This window comes from Cellulosimicrobium sp. PMB13, assembly GCF_051294865.1.
In the GTDB taxonomy this organism is placed as follows: domain Bacteria; phylum Actinomycetota; class Actinomycetes; order Actinomycetales; family Cellulomonadaceae; genus Cellulosimicrobium.
In genome coordinates this window covers 3,257,581-3,271,895 of sequence record NZ_CP145910.1, presented here as the reverse complement: position 1 = coordinate 3,271,895, position 14,315 = coordinate 3,257,581, and the positions used below count along the sequence as shown (strand labels likewise).

Genomic DNA, 14,315 nt, shown 5'->3' with positions numbered 1-14,315 from the left:
ACGCGAGACGCCGCGGCGGAGGTTGGCCGTGGCGGCCCCGCGTCGCCTACTCTTGTCCCCTGTGCGGCAGGCCACGGCCTGCGCACGACAACCGTGCGGTCGCCCTCGACCTCGTCGAGCCGGCCCTGAGCCTCAAGGACGTACTCGTGGACGTGCTGCGCATCATCCTCCAGATCCTGCTGGTTCTCACCAGCGGCTTCCTCACCCTGCTCGTGCTCATGCACAAGGGCAAGGGCGGCGGCCTCTCCGACATGTTCGGCGGCGGGATCTCGAGCTCCGTGGGCAGCTCCGGCGTCGCCGAGCGCAACCTCAACCGCATCACGGTGACCTTCGCGCTCGTCTGGGCCGTCGTCATCGTCCTGCTGGGTCTGATCCAGAAGGTGAGCTGACCACGCCGCCCCGGACGGGGCGGCGTCGGGCGGGGCGAGGTGCTCCGCCTGCAACGACCGGGTGCCGACGGTGGCACGCATGACGGGGGAGTAGACGTGGCAGGTGGTAGCGCGATCCGCGGGTCGCGGGTGGGTGCCGGGCCGCTCGGCGAGTCCGAGCGCGGCGACATGGCTCCCCGGTTCGGGGTCTCGTACTGGTGCGCCAACGGCCACGAGACCCGGCCCAGCTTCTCGTCGGAGGCCGACATCCAGGCGCCCGAGACCTGGGACTGCCCGCGGTGCGGCTTTCCCGCCGGCCAGGACCCCGAGAACCCGCCGGTCCCGGTGCGCAACGAGCCCTACAAGACGCACCTCGCGTACGTGAAGGAGCGGCGCTCCGACGAGGACGGCGTCGCGATCCTCGACGAGGCCCTGGCCGCGCTGCGCGCCCGCCGCGGACGCTGAGAACACCTGCTGGCTCCGCGTCACGCGTCACCGGGTCGCCGCACGCAGGCGCCCCCCGACGAGACCCGAACGGGACGGCCCGCCCCTCCACGCCGAGCGTGGGGAGGCGGGCCGTCGTCGTGAGGTGCGTGGCCGAGAGGTGCGGCCGCGCACGCGGATGGACCGGGTCTAGCCCTTCGCCCTGACCTCGGCCGCGTCGCCGGTCCCGGCTGCCGCGACGTCGACGAGCCAGAGCGTGCGCTCGGTCCCTGCGACGGCGGCAGCGGGGGTGTCGTGCCGGTCTGCGCCGCCGAGAGCCGACGCCACTGCCGGCGCCTTCTCCGCGCCCGCCGCGACGACCCACACCTGGCGCGCGGCCGCGAGGGCCTCGAACGTCAGGGTCACGCGCTCCGGCGGAGGCTTCGGCGACCCGTGCACACCCGCCGTCGGCACCCCTGACACGTCCAGGCCGGGGTGGCCGGGGAACAACGAGGCGACGTGACCGTCCGGCCCCATCCCGAGGAGCAGGACGTCGAACTCCGGGACGGCCGAGCCGCCGACGGCGTGCGCGGCGAGCTCTTCCGCGTACCGCGCCGCGGAGTCCTCCGGCGTCGCGACGACGTCGGCCGCCGGCATCGGGTGCACGTTCTCCGCGGGGAGGTGGGGCAGCTGGTCCAGGAGCGCGTCGCGGGCCTGCGTCTCGTTGCGCTCGGGATCCCCGGACGGGAGGAAGCGCTCGTCCCCCCACCACAGGTGCACGCCGGACCAGTCGACGGCGTCCCGTGCAGGGTGGCGCGCCAGCGCCGCGAGGCTCGCGATCCCGACCGTCCCGCCCGTCAGGACGACGTGCACGGGCCGGCGCGTCGACTGCACGTCGAGGAGACGCGTCACGAGACGCGAGGCGACGGCCTCGGCGAGGACGGCACCGTCCGGGTGCACGACGACGAGGCGTGCGTGGGAGGCGTGGGCGACCCCGTGGGCCGTCGCGCCGTCGCCGCTCACGCGCCCACCTTGGTGAGCCCCTTGGTGAGCACCTCGCCGTAGACCTCGTCGGGGTCGAGACGACGCAGCTCCTCGATGAGGGCTTCGCTGAGCGTGCGGATGGGCAGGGCGACCCGTCGGTCCGGCTTGCCGGGCTGGCTGATCGTCACCGTGCGGCCGTCGGGCCGGTCGAGGATGACCGCGCCGCTCTTGCGCTCGAGCGTCACGCGCGTGATCGCCTCGGCGCCGCGGCGTCGCACGACCTCCGCGGGGCAGCGAAGACGCTGACCGAGCCACGCGGCGAGCAGGTCGAGCGACGTGTGCTTGGCCTGCCCCTCGACGGTCACGCTGGTCACCGGGTCGTACGGCGGCTGGTCGAGGGCCGCGGCGATGAGACCCCGCCACAGCGTGACGCGTGCCCACGCGAGGTCCGAGTCCCCGGGACCGTAGGTCGTGGCGAGCGCGGCGAGCGTCGCCTCGGGGTCCTTGGCCGTGATGGAGTCCGTGATCCGTCGCTGCGCCATCGCACCGACCGGGTCGTCGTCCGGTGAGGCCGGCGGCTCGCCGGGCCACCACACGACGATCGGTGCGTCGGGCAGCAGGAGGGGCATGACCAGGGTGTCGGCGTGCTCGCGCAGGGGACCGGAGGTGCGCAGCACGACGACCTCTGACGCGCCGGCGTCGCCGCCCACTCGGATCTGGGCGTCGAGGCGCGCGCTGCTGCCGCGCGAGGCGGGAGCCACGACCACGACCCGGCACGGGTGCTCGCGGCTCGCGTCGTTCGCGGCCTCGATCGAGGTCTCGACGTCGGACTCGCGCGCGATGACGACGAGCGTCAGGACACGGCCGAGGGCGATCGCGCCCCCCTCGTCCCGGAGGCGCACGAGGCGCTTGTTCACCGCGTTCGTCGTGGTGTCGGGCAGATCGATGATCATCGCGGGGTCCTCCCCGGTCGCGTGCTGACGGTGCGCGCCGAGCGGCGCGCGGGTCGGGGCCGTCCGGCGGTGCGGCCGGCGAGGTGGCGCGGGGCGGTGCGGGGGCTCACGGCCGCCGCCACGAGCGGCCGTCGCGCGCGAGCATCTCGTCGGCGGACGCCGGGCCCCAGGTGCCGGAGCGGTACTGGTCGGGCGTGCCCTTCGCGGCCCAGTGCGCCGTGATCGGGTCGAGGATCTTCCACGAGAGCTCGACCTCCTCACGGGTGGGGAACAGCGGCGGGTCGCCGAGCAGGACGTCGAGGATCAGGCGCTCGTAGGCCTCGGGGGACGACTCGGTGAAGGCGTGGCCGTAACCGAAGTCCATCGTGACGTCGCGCACCTCCATCGCCGTCCCGGGGACCTTCGCACCGAAGCGCATCGTCACGCCCTCGTCGGGCTGGACGCGGATGACGAGGGCGTTGTTGCCGAGGTCGGACGCCTGCGACGTCTCGAACGGCAGGTGCGGTGCCTTCTTGAACACGACGGCGACCTCGGTCACGCGTCGCCCGAGGCGCTTGCCGGTGCGCAGGTAGAACGGCACGCCCGCCCAGCGGCGGTTGTCGATGTCGACGCGGATCGCGGCGTAGGTCTCGGTCTTGGAGTCCGCGGAGATGCCGTCCTCGTCGAGGAAGCCGATGACCTCCTCGCCACCCTGGAGACCGGCGGCGTACTGGCCGCGCGCCGTGTGCCGCGACAGCTCGCGCGGCACCCGCACGGAGGACAGGGCCTTGATCTTCTCGGCGCGCAGCGACGGCGCGTCGAACGAGACCGGCTCCTCCATCGCGACGAGCGCGAGGAGCTGCAGCAGGTGGTTCTGGATGACGTCGCGCGCGGCGCCGATGCCGTCGTAGTACCCCGCGCGGCCACCGATGCCGATGTCCTCGGCCATGGTGATCTGCACGTGGTCGACGTAGTGCGCGTTCCAGATCGGCTCGAACATCTGGTTCGCGAACCGCAGGGCGAGGAGGTTCTGGACCGTCTCCTTGCCGAGGTAGTGGTCGATGCGGAAGACCGAGTCGGGCGGGAAGACCTCGGAGACGACCGCGTCGAGCTCGCGGGCGCTCTCCAGGTCGTGGCCGAAGGGCTTCTCGATGACGACGCGCCGCCACGCGTCCTCCTCGGACTTCGACAGCCCGGACTCCGCGAGCTGGCGGCACACGACGGGGAACGCGCTCGGCGGGACCGACAGGTAGAACGCGTGGTTGCCGCCCGTGCCGCGCTCCGCGTCCAGGGTCTCGACGGTCTCGCGCAGGCGCTCGAACGCGGCGTCGTCGTCGAACGAGCCCTGCACGAAGCGGATGCCTTCCGCGAGCTGGCGCCACGTCGCCTCCCGGAACGGGGTGCGCGCGTGCTCCTTGACCGCGTCGTGGACGACCTGGGCGAAGTCCTGGTCCTCCCAGTCGCGACGCGCGAAGCCGGTGAGGGCGAAGCCCGGGGGGAGGAGACCGCGGTTCGCGAGGTCGTACACCGCGGGCATGAGCTTCTTGCGCGCGAGGTCACCCGTCACGCCGAAGATGACGAGCCCGCACGGGCCTGCGATGCGGGGCAGTCGCAGGTCGAGGGGGTCGCGCAGGGGGTTGTGCTCTGCCGTGATCTTGGCCGGTCTCACCTGGTGGCACCGTTCCGTTCGAAGGATGGGAGAGTTCTGAGGCGTGCCGCGATCCTAGGAGGGAACCCGGCACGCCCGGGGGTTCTGCTCGCGGACCGGACGGGCGTCAGCCCTGGTCGGCGACCTGGCGCAGGTTCTCCGCGGTGGTCTCGAGAAGCTCCGTCCAGCTGTCCTCGAACTTGCGCACGCCCTCGGCCTCGAGGCGGGCGGTCACCTCGGTGAGCGAGACCCCGAACGACTCGACGGTCTCGATCGTGCGGCGCGCCGCGGCGGCCGTCCCCGTCACCGTGTCGCCGGTCACGACGCCGTGGTCCGCGAACGCCTGGAGCGTGCCCTCGGGCATCGTGTTCACCACGCCGTCGGTCACGAGCTCGTCCACGTACATCGTGTCGCGGTACTCGGGGTTCTTCACGCCGGTGGACGCCCAGAGCGGACGCTGCGGGTGGGCGCCGGCCGCGGCGAGCGAGCGCCAGCGGTCCGTGCCGCTGAACTCCTCGTAGGCCTCGAACGCGAGACGCGCGTTGGCGATCGCCGCCTGGCCGCGCAGGTCCAGCGCCTCCGGCGTGCCCACCTTCTCCAGGGCAGCGTCCACCGCGGTGTCGACGCGCGAGACGAAGAAGGACGCGACCGAGCCGATCGGCGCGAGGTCGATCCCTGCGGCGCGCGCCTGCTCCAGCCCGGTGGCGAACGCGTCCATGACGGCGCGGTAGCGCTCGAGCGAGAAGATCAGCGTGACGTTGACGCTGATCCCCTGCGCGAGCGTCCGGGTGATCGCCTCCAGACCGGGCAGCGTGGCGGGGATCTTGATGTAGACGTTGGGGCGGTCGATCGTGCGCCACAGGCGCTCGGCGACCTCGACGGTGGCCGCCGCGTCCTGGTTCGCGAGCCGCGGGTCGACCTCGATCGAGACCCGCCCGTCGACCCCTTCGGTGGAGTCGTACAGCGGGCGCAGGAGGTCGGCTGCCGCGCGGACGTCGTCGGTCGTGATGCGCTCGACAGCGGCCTCCACGGCTGCGGCGTCGGTACCGGCCGGCGCGAGCTCGGCGAGCTGCTCGTCGTAGGCGTCGCCCTTCGACAGGGCGGCGGCGAAGATCGTGGGGTTCGTCGTCACGCCGACGACGCCGCGCGTGGCGACGAGGTCCGCGAGGTTGCCGGAGCGCAGGCGCTCGCGGGAGAGGTCGTCGAGCCAGATCGACACCCCTGCCTGCGTGAGCTGCTCGATCGGTCCGGGGACGGTGGTCTGCGTCATCAGGGGTCCTCTCGTGGTACCTCGGCGGGGCCGCGTCGGCCCCGTCGGTCCGTCCCGGCGCGGTGCCACGGGTGCATGATCCGTGGCGCAGGTCCGAGGTGGGGCGCCGGGACCGGGGCCCCACCTCGGAATCTACGGTCGGTCAGGCGAGGTCGCCAGTGCCGCCCTCGACGGGCTTCGCCGGGCCACCGGGGGCGGCACCGCCGCGCGCCGCGGCGATCGACTCGTGCGCCGCTGCGGCGACGGCCTCGGCCGTGATGCCGAACTCGCGGTAGAGGACCTTGTAGTCGGCCGACGCCCCGTAGTGCTCGATGCTCACGATGCGCCCGGCGTCGCCGACCAGCTCGCGCCAGCCCTGCGCCACGCCCGCCTCGACGGAGACACGGGCCCGCACCGACGACGGCAGGACCGACTCGCGGTACGCGTCGTCCTGCAGGTCGAACCACTCACGGCTCGGCAGCGAGACCACGCGGGCCTGCACGCCCTCGGCGGCGAGCTGCTCGCGCGCCGCGACGGCGAGCTGCACCTCGGAGCCGGTGCCCAGGAGGATGACGTCGGGGGTGCCCTCGGCGTCGACGAGCACGTAGCCGCCGCGCGCCGTGCCCGACGCGTCCGCGTAGCCGTCCGTGCCGCGCGGGAACGTCGGGACGTTCTGGCGCGTGAGGATCAGGCCGGCGGGGCGCTCGGTCGTCTCGAGGATCGTGCGCCAGGCCCATGCGACCTCGTTGGCGTCGGCGGGACGCACGACGTCGAGGCCCGGGATGGCGCGCAGCGCCGCGAGGTGCTCGATCGGCTGGTGCGTCGGCCCGTCCTCGCCGAGCCCGATGGAGTCGTGCGTCCACACGAACGTCGACGGGATCTGCATGAGCGCGGCCAGGCGGACCGCCGGGCGCATGTAGTCGGAGAACGTGAGGAACGTGCCGCCGTAGGCGCGCGTGCCGCCGTGCAGCACGATCCCGTTGAGGATCGAGCCCATCGCGTGCTCGCGGATGCCGAAGTGCAGCGTGCGGCCGTACTCGTTCCCGGGGAACTTCTTCGTGGCGTGCTCGACCGGCACGAACGACGGCTCGCCGTCCATGGTCGTGTTGTTCGAGCCGGCGAGGTCGGCGGAGCCGCCCCACAGCTCGGGGAGCACGTCCTTGAGCGCGGTGAGGACCTTGCCCGAGGCGGCGCGCGTCGCGACGTCCTTGCCGGCCTCGAACGAGGGGAGCGAGTCCTCCCAGCCGTCGGGGAGGGTGCGCGTGGTGAGGCGCTCGAGCAGCTCGACGCCGGCCGGGCTCGCCGTCTTCCAGGCCTCGAACGCGGTGTCCCACGCGGCGCGCTGGTCGCCCTGGCGCTCGGCGACGGACCGGGTGTGTGCGAGCACGTCGTCGTCGATGGCGAACGTCGCCTCGGGGTCGAGGCCGAGCTCGACCTTGAGGCCGCGGACCTCGTCGGCGCCCATCGCGGAGCCGTGGATGCCGCCGGTGTTCTGCTTGGTGGGCGACGGCCAGCCGATGATCGTGCGCAGCGCGATGATCGACGGCTTGCCCGTCTCGGCGCGCGCCGCCTCGAGGGCCGCACCGAGGGCGTCGACGTCCTCGGCGTAGCCCGTGCCGCCGTTCGTGAAGTCGACGCGCTGGGTGTGCCACCCGTACGCCGCGTAGCGCGCGAGGACGTCCTCCGTGAACGCGATGTCGGTGTCGTCCTCGATCGAGATCTTGTTGTCGTCCCAGATCACCACGAGGTTGCCGAGCTGCTGGTGGCCGGCGAGCGAGGAGGCCTCGGACGTCACGCCCTCCTGCAGGTCGCCGTCGGAGGCGATGACGTAGACGTGGTGGTCGAACGGCGACTCGCCCGGGGCGGCGTTCGGGTCGAGCAGGCCGCGCTCGCGGCGCGACGCGAAGGCCATGCCGACCGCGGACGCGAGGCCCTGGCCGAGCGGCCCGGTCGTGATCTCGACGCCGTTGGTGTGCTTGTACTCGGGGTGGCCGGGGGTCTTGGAGCCCCACGTGCGCAGCGCCGCGATGTCGTCCATCTCGAGGCCGTAGCCCGCGAGGAAGAGCTGCAGGTACAGCGTGAGCGACGAGTGGCCCGCAGACAGCACGAAGCGGTCGCGACCGACCCAGTGCGAGTCGGCCGGGTCGTGACGCATGACCTTCTGGAACAGCAGGTAGGCGGCCGGGGCCAGCGAGATCGCCGTGCCCGGGTGGCCGTTGCCGACCTTCTCGACGGCGTCGGCGGCGAGCGCCTTGATCGCCTTGACGGCCCGGTCGTCCAGGTCCGTCCAGTCCAGGGGCGTGTGAGCAGGGGGCAACGCGTTCACCGAACCTCATTCCCGTCCGGAGCGCGCGCCCCGGATCCTCGCGACAACTCGAAGCAACCGTCGACCTGTCCCTGCCGGTGCGCCCCGACGTCGTCGGGGCCCGGCTGGGACGGCGCGACCCGCCGGTCGAGTGGACGACGGGCACGGAGCGGCGCAGCGCGGTTGCGGCACCCAGCCTATACGCGTACCGGGTTCACGCCCGGTGGGTGCTCACGTCGTGGATTTCGGTCGGATCTCACACAATATGCGGGCCGGTGCGGTCGGCCCCGGCGCAGGTCGCGACGTACGATGCTCGGGGACGGCCGGTGGTCCGTCCCCGCTCGCCCCCCACCTCAGAACGGAACACCGAAGCGCGTGCACACCACGAGCCAGGCACCGATCGACGGGACCGGAGTCCCGTCGCGCACCGTGCCGACCCCCGGGTCGGCGGACGAGACGGCGCGTCCCTCCGCGGCCGTCGCCGCTCGCGGGGTGAGGGCGCGCGTCGGCGCGTACGTCGCGCTGACGAAGCCGCGCATCATCGAGCTCCTGCTCGTCACGACCGTCCCCACGATGATCCTCGCGGCGGGCGGATTCCCCGGCTTCTGGCTCGTCGTCGCGACGCTCGTGGGCGGCACGCTCGCCGCCGCGTCCGCGAACGTCTACAACTGCTATCTCGACCGCGACATCGACGAGATGATGAACCGCACCAAGCGGCGTCCGCTCGTCACGGGCGAGGTCACGCCGCGCGCGGCGCTCGTCTTCGCGACGGTCCTCGGCGTCGTGGCGCTCGTGTGGTTCGCCGTGCTCGTCAACGCGCTCTCGGCCTGGCTGACGTTCGCCGCCATCGCGATCTACGTGGTCGGCTACACGATGATCCTCAAGCGCCGCACCCCGCAGAACATCGTGTGGGGCGGGATCGCCGGCTGCATGCCCGTCTTCATCGGGTGGTCCGCGGTGGCGGACTCGCTGAGCTGGGCCGCCGTCGCGCTCTTCCTCGTCATCTTCTTCTGGACGCCGCCGCACTACTGGCCGCTGTCGATCAAGTTCAAGCGCGACTACGAGAACGCGGGAGTCCCGATGCTCCCGGTCGTCGCGGACGACCGCAAGGTCGCGCGCGAGATGATCGTGTACGGCCTCGCGATGGTCGCGTCGTCGCTCGCCCTGTGGCCGCTCGCGGGCATGACCTGGGTGTACGGCGTCGTCGCCACCGTCCTCGGCGTGTGGTTCATGACGTCGTGCGTGACGATGCTGCGCCGCGCGCAGGACCCGTCGCGCGGCAAGATCGGCGCGATGAAGGTCTTCCACGCCTCGATCACCTACCTGACGCTGCTGTTCGTCGCCGTCGCGGTCGACGTGTTCCTGCCCTTCTGACACCTGCTGACACCTGCCGGCACAGCCGTCCCCGGGCCGCCTCCGGCTCCGCGCCCGTCGGCACGGGCATGATGGTCCCGTGCCCCCTGCGCCCTCCGCCCGAGCCGCTGAACCGGTGTCCGTCGCGCCCGTCGTGGTGCCTGACGCCCTGGACCGGGCGGCGCGCGAGTACCTGGCGCACCTCGCGGTGGAGCGAGGGCTGTCGGCGAACACCGTCGCGGCGTACCGTCGCGACCTGACGCGCTACGTCGCGTTCCTGGCCGGACGCGGCAACCACGCGGTGCGCGACGTCGCTCCGGAGGACGTCTCGCTCTACGTCGCGGCCCTGCGCACGGGGTCCGACGGCGGTGCGTGCCTCTCGCCGTCGTCCACGGCCCGGTCCGTGGCCGCCGTGCGGGGCTGGCACCGCTTCTGCGCGGCAGAGGGGCTCGCCGACGGCGACCCGTCGACGGACGTCCGACCGCCCGCCCAGAGCAAGCGGCTGCCGAAGGCCATCTCGACCGACGAGGTCGAGCGCATCCTCGAGGCGGCAGGTGCCGGGGACGGTGCCGCGCCGCTGCGTGACCGGGCGCTTCTCGAGCTCGTGTACTCGACGGGAGCGCGCATCTCGGAGGCCGTGAACCTCGACGTCGACGACCTGGACCTCGGTTCGGGGGCCGTGCGGCTGCTCGGCAAGGGCGGGAAGGAGCGCGTCGTGCCGGTGGGGTCGTTCGCGCGGCGCGCGCTCGACGCCTACCTGGTGCGCGGCCGCCCGGAGCTCGCGTCGCGCGGCCGGGGCACTCCTGCGACGTTCCTCAACACGCGCGGCGCGCGGCTGTCGCGCCAGAGCGCGTGGGCGGTGCTGCGCACGGCCGCGGAGCGGGCGGGGCTGGCCCACCCGGAGCGGATCTCGCCGCACACCCTGCGTCACTCGTTCGCCACGCACCTGCTCGCCGGTGGTGCGGACGTGCGCGTCGTCCAGGAGCTACTCGGCCACGCGTCGGTGACGACGACGCAGATCTACACGCTCGTGACGCCCGACACGTTGCGCGAGGTCTACACCGCCTCGCACCCCCGCGCGCTCGGCTGACGCGCCGCTGCGGGCGCCGAGAGATGCGCTACCGCCCGAGTGATGCACGCAGACGTGCATCACTCGGGCGAGAGTGCATCGTTCGAGCGGACTCGCGGCGCGCGGGCGCGTGCGCACGGGCGGGCGCGGAGGGCTGCGATACCGTGGCGGACGTGAGCAGCCAGGCCGAGACCCAGCACGAGACCGGCGGCACGTACCCCGCGCCCGGTGCCGGTGCCCGCCCCGCCGCCCCGTCGGAGGCCCCGTCGGACCGGCAGGCGGGCGCGTCGTCCGAGCCCGTGGCGCACGTCGAGGAGGCGCCCCGCGTCGACGTCGTCGGCCGCCCGCTCCCGGTGTTCCCCGACCCTGCGCCGCTCGCGTCGCACGGCCCCGGCCGGATCATCGCGATGTGCAACCAGAAGGGCGGCGTCGGCAAGACGACCACGACGATCAACCTCGGCGCGGCGCTCGCCGAGTGCGGGCGCCGGGTCCTCCTCGTCGACTTCGACCCGCAGGGCGCGGCGTCCGTCGGCCTCGGGGTCAACCCGCACGAGCTCGACCGCACGGTCTACAACCTGCTCATGGAGCGCGGCGCCGACGTGCACGAGGTCATCGTGAGCACCGACGTGGAGAACCTGGACGTCCTGCCCGCGAACATCGACCTGTCGGCCGCCGAGGTCCAGCTCGTCGGTGAGGTCGCGCGCGAGTCCGTGCTGGCCCGCGTGCTGCGCCCGGTCGTCGACGAGTACGACGTGATCCTCGTCGACTGCCAGCCGTCGCTCGGCCTGCTGACCGTCAACGCGCTCACCGCAGCGCACGGCGTGCTCATCCCGCTCGAGTGCGAGTTCTTCGCGCTGCGCGGCGTCGCGCTGCTCGTCGAGACGATCGAGAAGGTGCGCGACCGGCTCAACCCGCGCCTCGACGTCGACGGCATCCTCGCCACGATGTTCGACTCGCGGACCCTGCACTCGCGCGAGGTCGTGGCGCGCGTCCACGAGGCGTTCGGCGACAAGCTGCTCCAGACGGTCATCGGGCGCACGGTGAAGTTCCCCGACGCGTCGGTCGCCGCCGAGCCCATCACGGTGTACGCGCCGAACCACCCGGGTGCGCAGGCCTACCGGCAGCTCGCGCGGGAGCTGGTCGCCCGTGGCGACGCCGCCTGACACCGACGCCGCGTCCCCGCGCACCGAGCAGCGCGGTTTCGAGGTCCGGCTCGACAACTTCAACGGCCCGTTCGACCTGCTGCTGTCGCTCATCACGAAGCACAAGCTGGACATCACGGAGATCGCGCTCGGGCGCGTGACCGACGACTTCATCGCCCACATCCGGGAGCAGGAGCGCGCGGCGACCGCGGCGCACGCCGCGGGCGAGGAGCACCCCGGCTGGGACCTCGGGACCGCGAGCGAGTTCCTCGTCGTCGCCGCGACCCTGCTCGATCTCAAGGCGGCGCGGCTCCTCCCGTCGGGGATCGTCGACGACGAGGACGACCTCGCGCTCCTGGAGGCGCGGGACCTGCTGTTCGTCCGTCTCCTCCAGTACCGCGCGTACAAGGAGGTCTCGGGCGTGCTCGCGGAGCGGCTCGAGAGCCAGGGCCGTCGGTTCCCGCGCGTCGTGCAGCTCGAGCCGCACCTCGCCGCGCTCCTGCCGGAGCTCGTGTGGACGATGGGTCCCGACCGCCTCGCGGCGCTCGCCGCGGCCGCGCTCGCGCCGAAGGCGCCGCCGCCCGGGGTGGACCTCGCGCACCTGCACGCCCCGGCGGTCAGCGTGCGCGAGCAGGCCGACGTCGTGGCGGAGCGCGTCCGGCGCCAGGGCGCGACGACGTTCCGCGCCCTCGTCGCGGACGCGGGGGAGACGGTCGTGGTGGTCGCGCGGTTCCTCGCGCTGCTCGAGCTCTTCCGCGAAGGGCTCGTCGGGTTCGACCAGGTCTCCCCGCTCGGCGAGCTCACCGTCCGGTGGGCGGGCGAGGACGACGCGGGCCTGGCGGCCGGCGTCGGCAGCGAGTTCGACGAGGACGACGAGCGGGACCCGGGCGCGGTCCCCACCGCGCCCGGCCCGGTGCCGGAGCGGTACGACGACGAGCAGGCACGCGACCAGGACGCCGTCCTGGAGCGTGACATGACGGAGGTGCACGCGTGACCGAGGTCGAGGACGACCGGACCGTCGAGGACGCAGCGGTGACGGCGGACGACGCCGCCGACCTGCCCGACGTGCACGGGCTGCCGGGCGGGCTACCCGCCGCTCTCGAGGCCGTGCTCATGGTCGCGGACGAGCCGATCCCCGTGGTCGAGCTGGCCGCGGCGCTCGCCGTGCCGACGGACGAGGTCGCCGAGACGCTCGTCACCCTCGCGGCCGAGTATCGCGGCGACGACGGCTCCCGGCCGCGCGGGTTCGAGCTGCGCGAGGCAGGCGGTGGCTGGCGGGTGTACTCCGCGCCCGCGCACGCGGAGGCCGTCGGGCGGTTCGTCCGGGGCGGTCAGACGGCCCGGCTGACCCAGGCGGCGTTGGAGACTCTGGCCGTCATCGCGTACCGTCAACCGGTCAGCCGGGGGCAGGTGTCCGCGGTCCGGGGCGTGAACGTCGACGGCGTGGTGCGCACGCTCGCCGCGCGGGGGCTCGTGGCCGAGGTCGGGCAGGACCCGCACACGGGCGCCGGTCTGTTCGGCACGACCGGGTACTTCCTCGAGCGCATGGGCTTCACGTCGCTCGACGAGCTGCCGCCGCTCGCGCCGCACCTGCCGGGGATGGACGATCTCGAGGGGATCGACGGGCTCGCCGACCTCCGGTCGGCCGGCCCGCGGCAGCCCTCGGCGGCACAGACGCCCGACGACGCCGGGTCGACCGACCCGGCGCACGACGAGGGCACGGACGAAGGACAGCGATGAGCACAGCAGACCGACGCCGGGACGGCGACGGGGCACGTCGACGCGACGACGCGCAGGGCCGCGATGCCGGACGGGGCACGGGCGGCGCCGGACGTGGTGCGGCCGGGAGCGGACGTGGTGCGGCCGGGAGCGGACGTGGTGCGGCCGGGAGCGGACGTGGTGCGGCCGGGAGCGGACGTGGTGCGGGCGGCGCAGCCGGCGCAGGTCGCGCGGCAGGCGGCGCCGGTCGCGGTGCGGCGGGTCGGGGCGGTGCACCGGGCGGTGCCGGGCGAGGCGCGCGGGTCGGTCCTGGCGCACGGCCTGCCGCGGCCCAGCAGCAGCGACGTCGTCCGCGCGCGGATCCGGCGGAGCCGGTGCGCGACGTGCACGTCGAGGACGGCGTGCGCCTGCAGAAGGTCCTCGCGTCGGCCGGTCTGGGGTCGCGCCGTGCGTGCGAGGAGCTCATCGCCGACGGCCGCGTCGAGGTCGACGGGGTGCAGGTGCGCGAGCTGGGCGTGCGCATCGACCCGGCGACCGCCGTCGTGCACGTGGACGGCCTGCGGCTGCAGCTCGACACGTCGCGCGTCACGCTCGCGCTCAACAAGCCGCGGGGCGTCGTGTCGACCATGCACGACCCGGACGGGCGCACGTCGCTCACCGACTTCGTCGCCGACCGCTCGGAGCGGCTTTTCCACGTCGGGCGGCTCGACGCCGACAGCGAGGGGCTGCTCCTGCTGACGAACGACGGCGAGCTCGCGAACCGCCTCGCGCACCCCTCCCACGAGATCGCGAAGACGTACCTCGTGACGGTGCAGGGCAAGCTTCCCGGCAACGTCGCGAACAAGTTCCTGCACGGCATCGAGCTCGAGGACGGCGTCGTGCGCGCCGACTCCTACCGCGTGGTCGACCAGGTCGCCGACCAGACGATGGTCGAGATCGTGCTGCACTCGGGCCGCAACCGCGTCGTGCGCCGCATGTTCGAGGAGGTCGGTCACCCAGTGACCCGCCTCGTGCGCACCCGCATCGGCCCGATCGCGCTCGGCAACCTGCGCCCCGGCACGACGCGCGTCCTCGGGCGCACCGAGCTCGGGACCCTCATGTCCGCCGTCGACCTCTGAGGCCG

The 14,315-nt window shown here is 73.5% G+C and carries 13 protein-coding genes; 8 read left to right on the top strand and 5 right to left on the bottom strand.

The annotated features are described in order from the left end of the window. Positions 1-146 precede the first annotated feature (146 nt). The gene (gene secG / locus V5D56_RS14760; protein ID WP_251151129.1) at positions 147-389 is read left to right on the top strand and encodes a preprotein translocase subunit SecG; all 243 of its coding nucleotides are present in this window, start codon (positions 147-149) and stop codon (positions 387-389) included. 96 nt (positions 390-485) lie between these two features. Then, positions 486-833, top strand: coding sequence for an RNA polymerase-binding protein RbpA (locus tag V5D56_RS14755; RefSeq protein WP_251151128.1), 348 nt, complete (start codon positions 486-488; stop codon positions 831-833). Between the two features lie 168 nt (positions 834-1,001). Here the strand turns inward: V5D56_RS14755 and pgl are convergent, their stop codons facing one another. The 5 genes from pgl to tkt form a co-directional block, all read right to left on the bottom strand. Beyond that, positions 1,002-1,814 carry a 6-phosphogluconolactonase gene (gene pgl, locus V5D56_RS14750; RefSeq protein WP_435736050.1) on the bottom strand — a complete coding sequence of 271 codons (813 nt, stop codon included), beginning with the start codon at positions 1,812-1,814 and terminating at the stop codon, positions 1,002-1,004. Next, entirely contained in the window at positions 1,811-2,728 is a 918-nt protein-coding gene (opcA, locus tag V5D56_RS14745) for a glucose-6-phosphate dehydrogenase assembly protein OpcA (protein WP_435736049.1), read from the bottom strand. Before opcA ends, pgl begins: the two co-directional genes overlap by 4 nt. Before the next feature lie 106 nt (positions 2,729-2,834). Beyond that, positions 2,835-4,376, bottom strand: coding sequence for a glucose-6-phosphate dehydrogenase (zwf, locus tag V5D56_RS14740; RefSeq protein ID WP_435736048.1), 1,542 nt, complete (start codon positions 4,374-4,376; stop codon positions 2,835-2,837). A gap of 106 nt (positions 4,377-4,482) precedes the next feature. Then, complete coding sequence (tal, locus tag V5D56_RS14735; RefSeq protein ID WP_435736047.1) at positions 4,483-5,625, bottom strand: transaldolase; 1,143 nt, start codon at positions 5,623-5,625, stop codon at positions 4,483-4,485. Positions 5,626-5,767: 142 nt separating this feature from the next. After that, entirely contained in the window at positions 5,768-7,930 is a 2,163-nt protein-coding gene (gene tkt, locus V5D56_RS14730) for a transketolase (protein ID WP_435736046.1), read from the bottom strand. Between the two features lie 354 nt (positions 7,931-8,284). Between tkt and V5D56_RS14725 the strand changes: the two genes are divergently transcribed. From V5D56_RS14725 to V5D56_RS14700, 6 genes are all read left to right on the top strand, one after another. Further along, entirely contained in the window at positions 8,285-9,283 is a 999-nt protein-coding gene (locus V5D56_RS14725; protein WP_435736045.1) for a heme o synthase, read from the top strand. Between the two features lie 79 nt (positions 9,284-9,362). Continuing rightward, positions 9,363-10,352, top strand: coding sequence for a site-specific tyrosine recombinase XerD (gene xerD, locus V5D56_RS14720; RefSeq protein ID WP_435736044.1), 990 nt, complete (start codon positions 9,363-9,365; stop codon positions 10,350-10,352). 278 nt (positions 10,353-10,630) lie between these two features. Beyond that, positions 10,631-11,494: a ParA family protein gene (locus V5D56_RS14715; RefSeq protein ID WP_435739046.1), complete on the top strand. Its 864-nt coding sequence runs from the start codon at positions 10,631-10,633 to the stop codon at positions 11,492-11,494. Next, a complete protein-coding gene (locus V5D56_RS14710) occupies positions 11,478-12,467 on the top strand; it encodes a segregation and condensation protein A (RefSeq protein ID WP_435736043.1) in 990 nt (329 codons plus the stop codon). Before V5D56_RS14715 ends, V5D56_RS14710 begins: the two co-directional genes overlap by 17 nt. Beyond that, the gene (scpB, locus tag V5D56_RS14705; protein ID WP_435736042.1) at positions 12,464-13,213 is read left to right on the top strand and encodes an SMC-Scp complex subunit ScpB; all 750 of its coding nucleotides are present in this window, start codon (positions 12,464-12,466) and stop codon (positions 13,211-13,213) included. The genes V5D56_RS14710 and scpB overlap by 4 nt, the downstream gene beginning before the upstream one ends. A gap of 353 nt (positions 13,214-13,566) precedes the next feature. Next, positions 13,567-14,310: a pseudouridine synthase gene (locus V5D56_RS14700; protein WP_435736041.1), complete on the top strand. Its 744-nt coding sequence runs from the start codon at positions 13,567-13,569 to the stop codon at positions 14,308-14,310. The last annotated feature ends 5 nt before the right edge of the window (positions 14,311-14,315 follow it).

Excerpts from the sequence above, each read along its gene's own strand:
- opcA (WP_435736049.1), bottom strand. The coding sequence starts at position 2,728 with ATGATCATCGATCTGCCCGACACCACGACGAACGCGGTGAACAAGCGC.
- tal (WP_435736047.1), bottom strand. The coding sequence starts at position 5,625 with ATGACGCAGACCACCGTCCCCGGACCGATCGAGCAGCTCACGCAGGCA.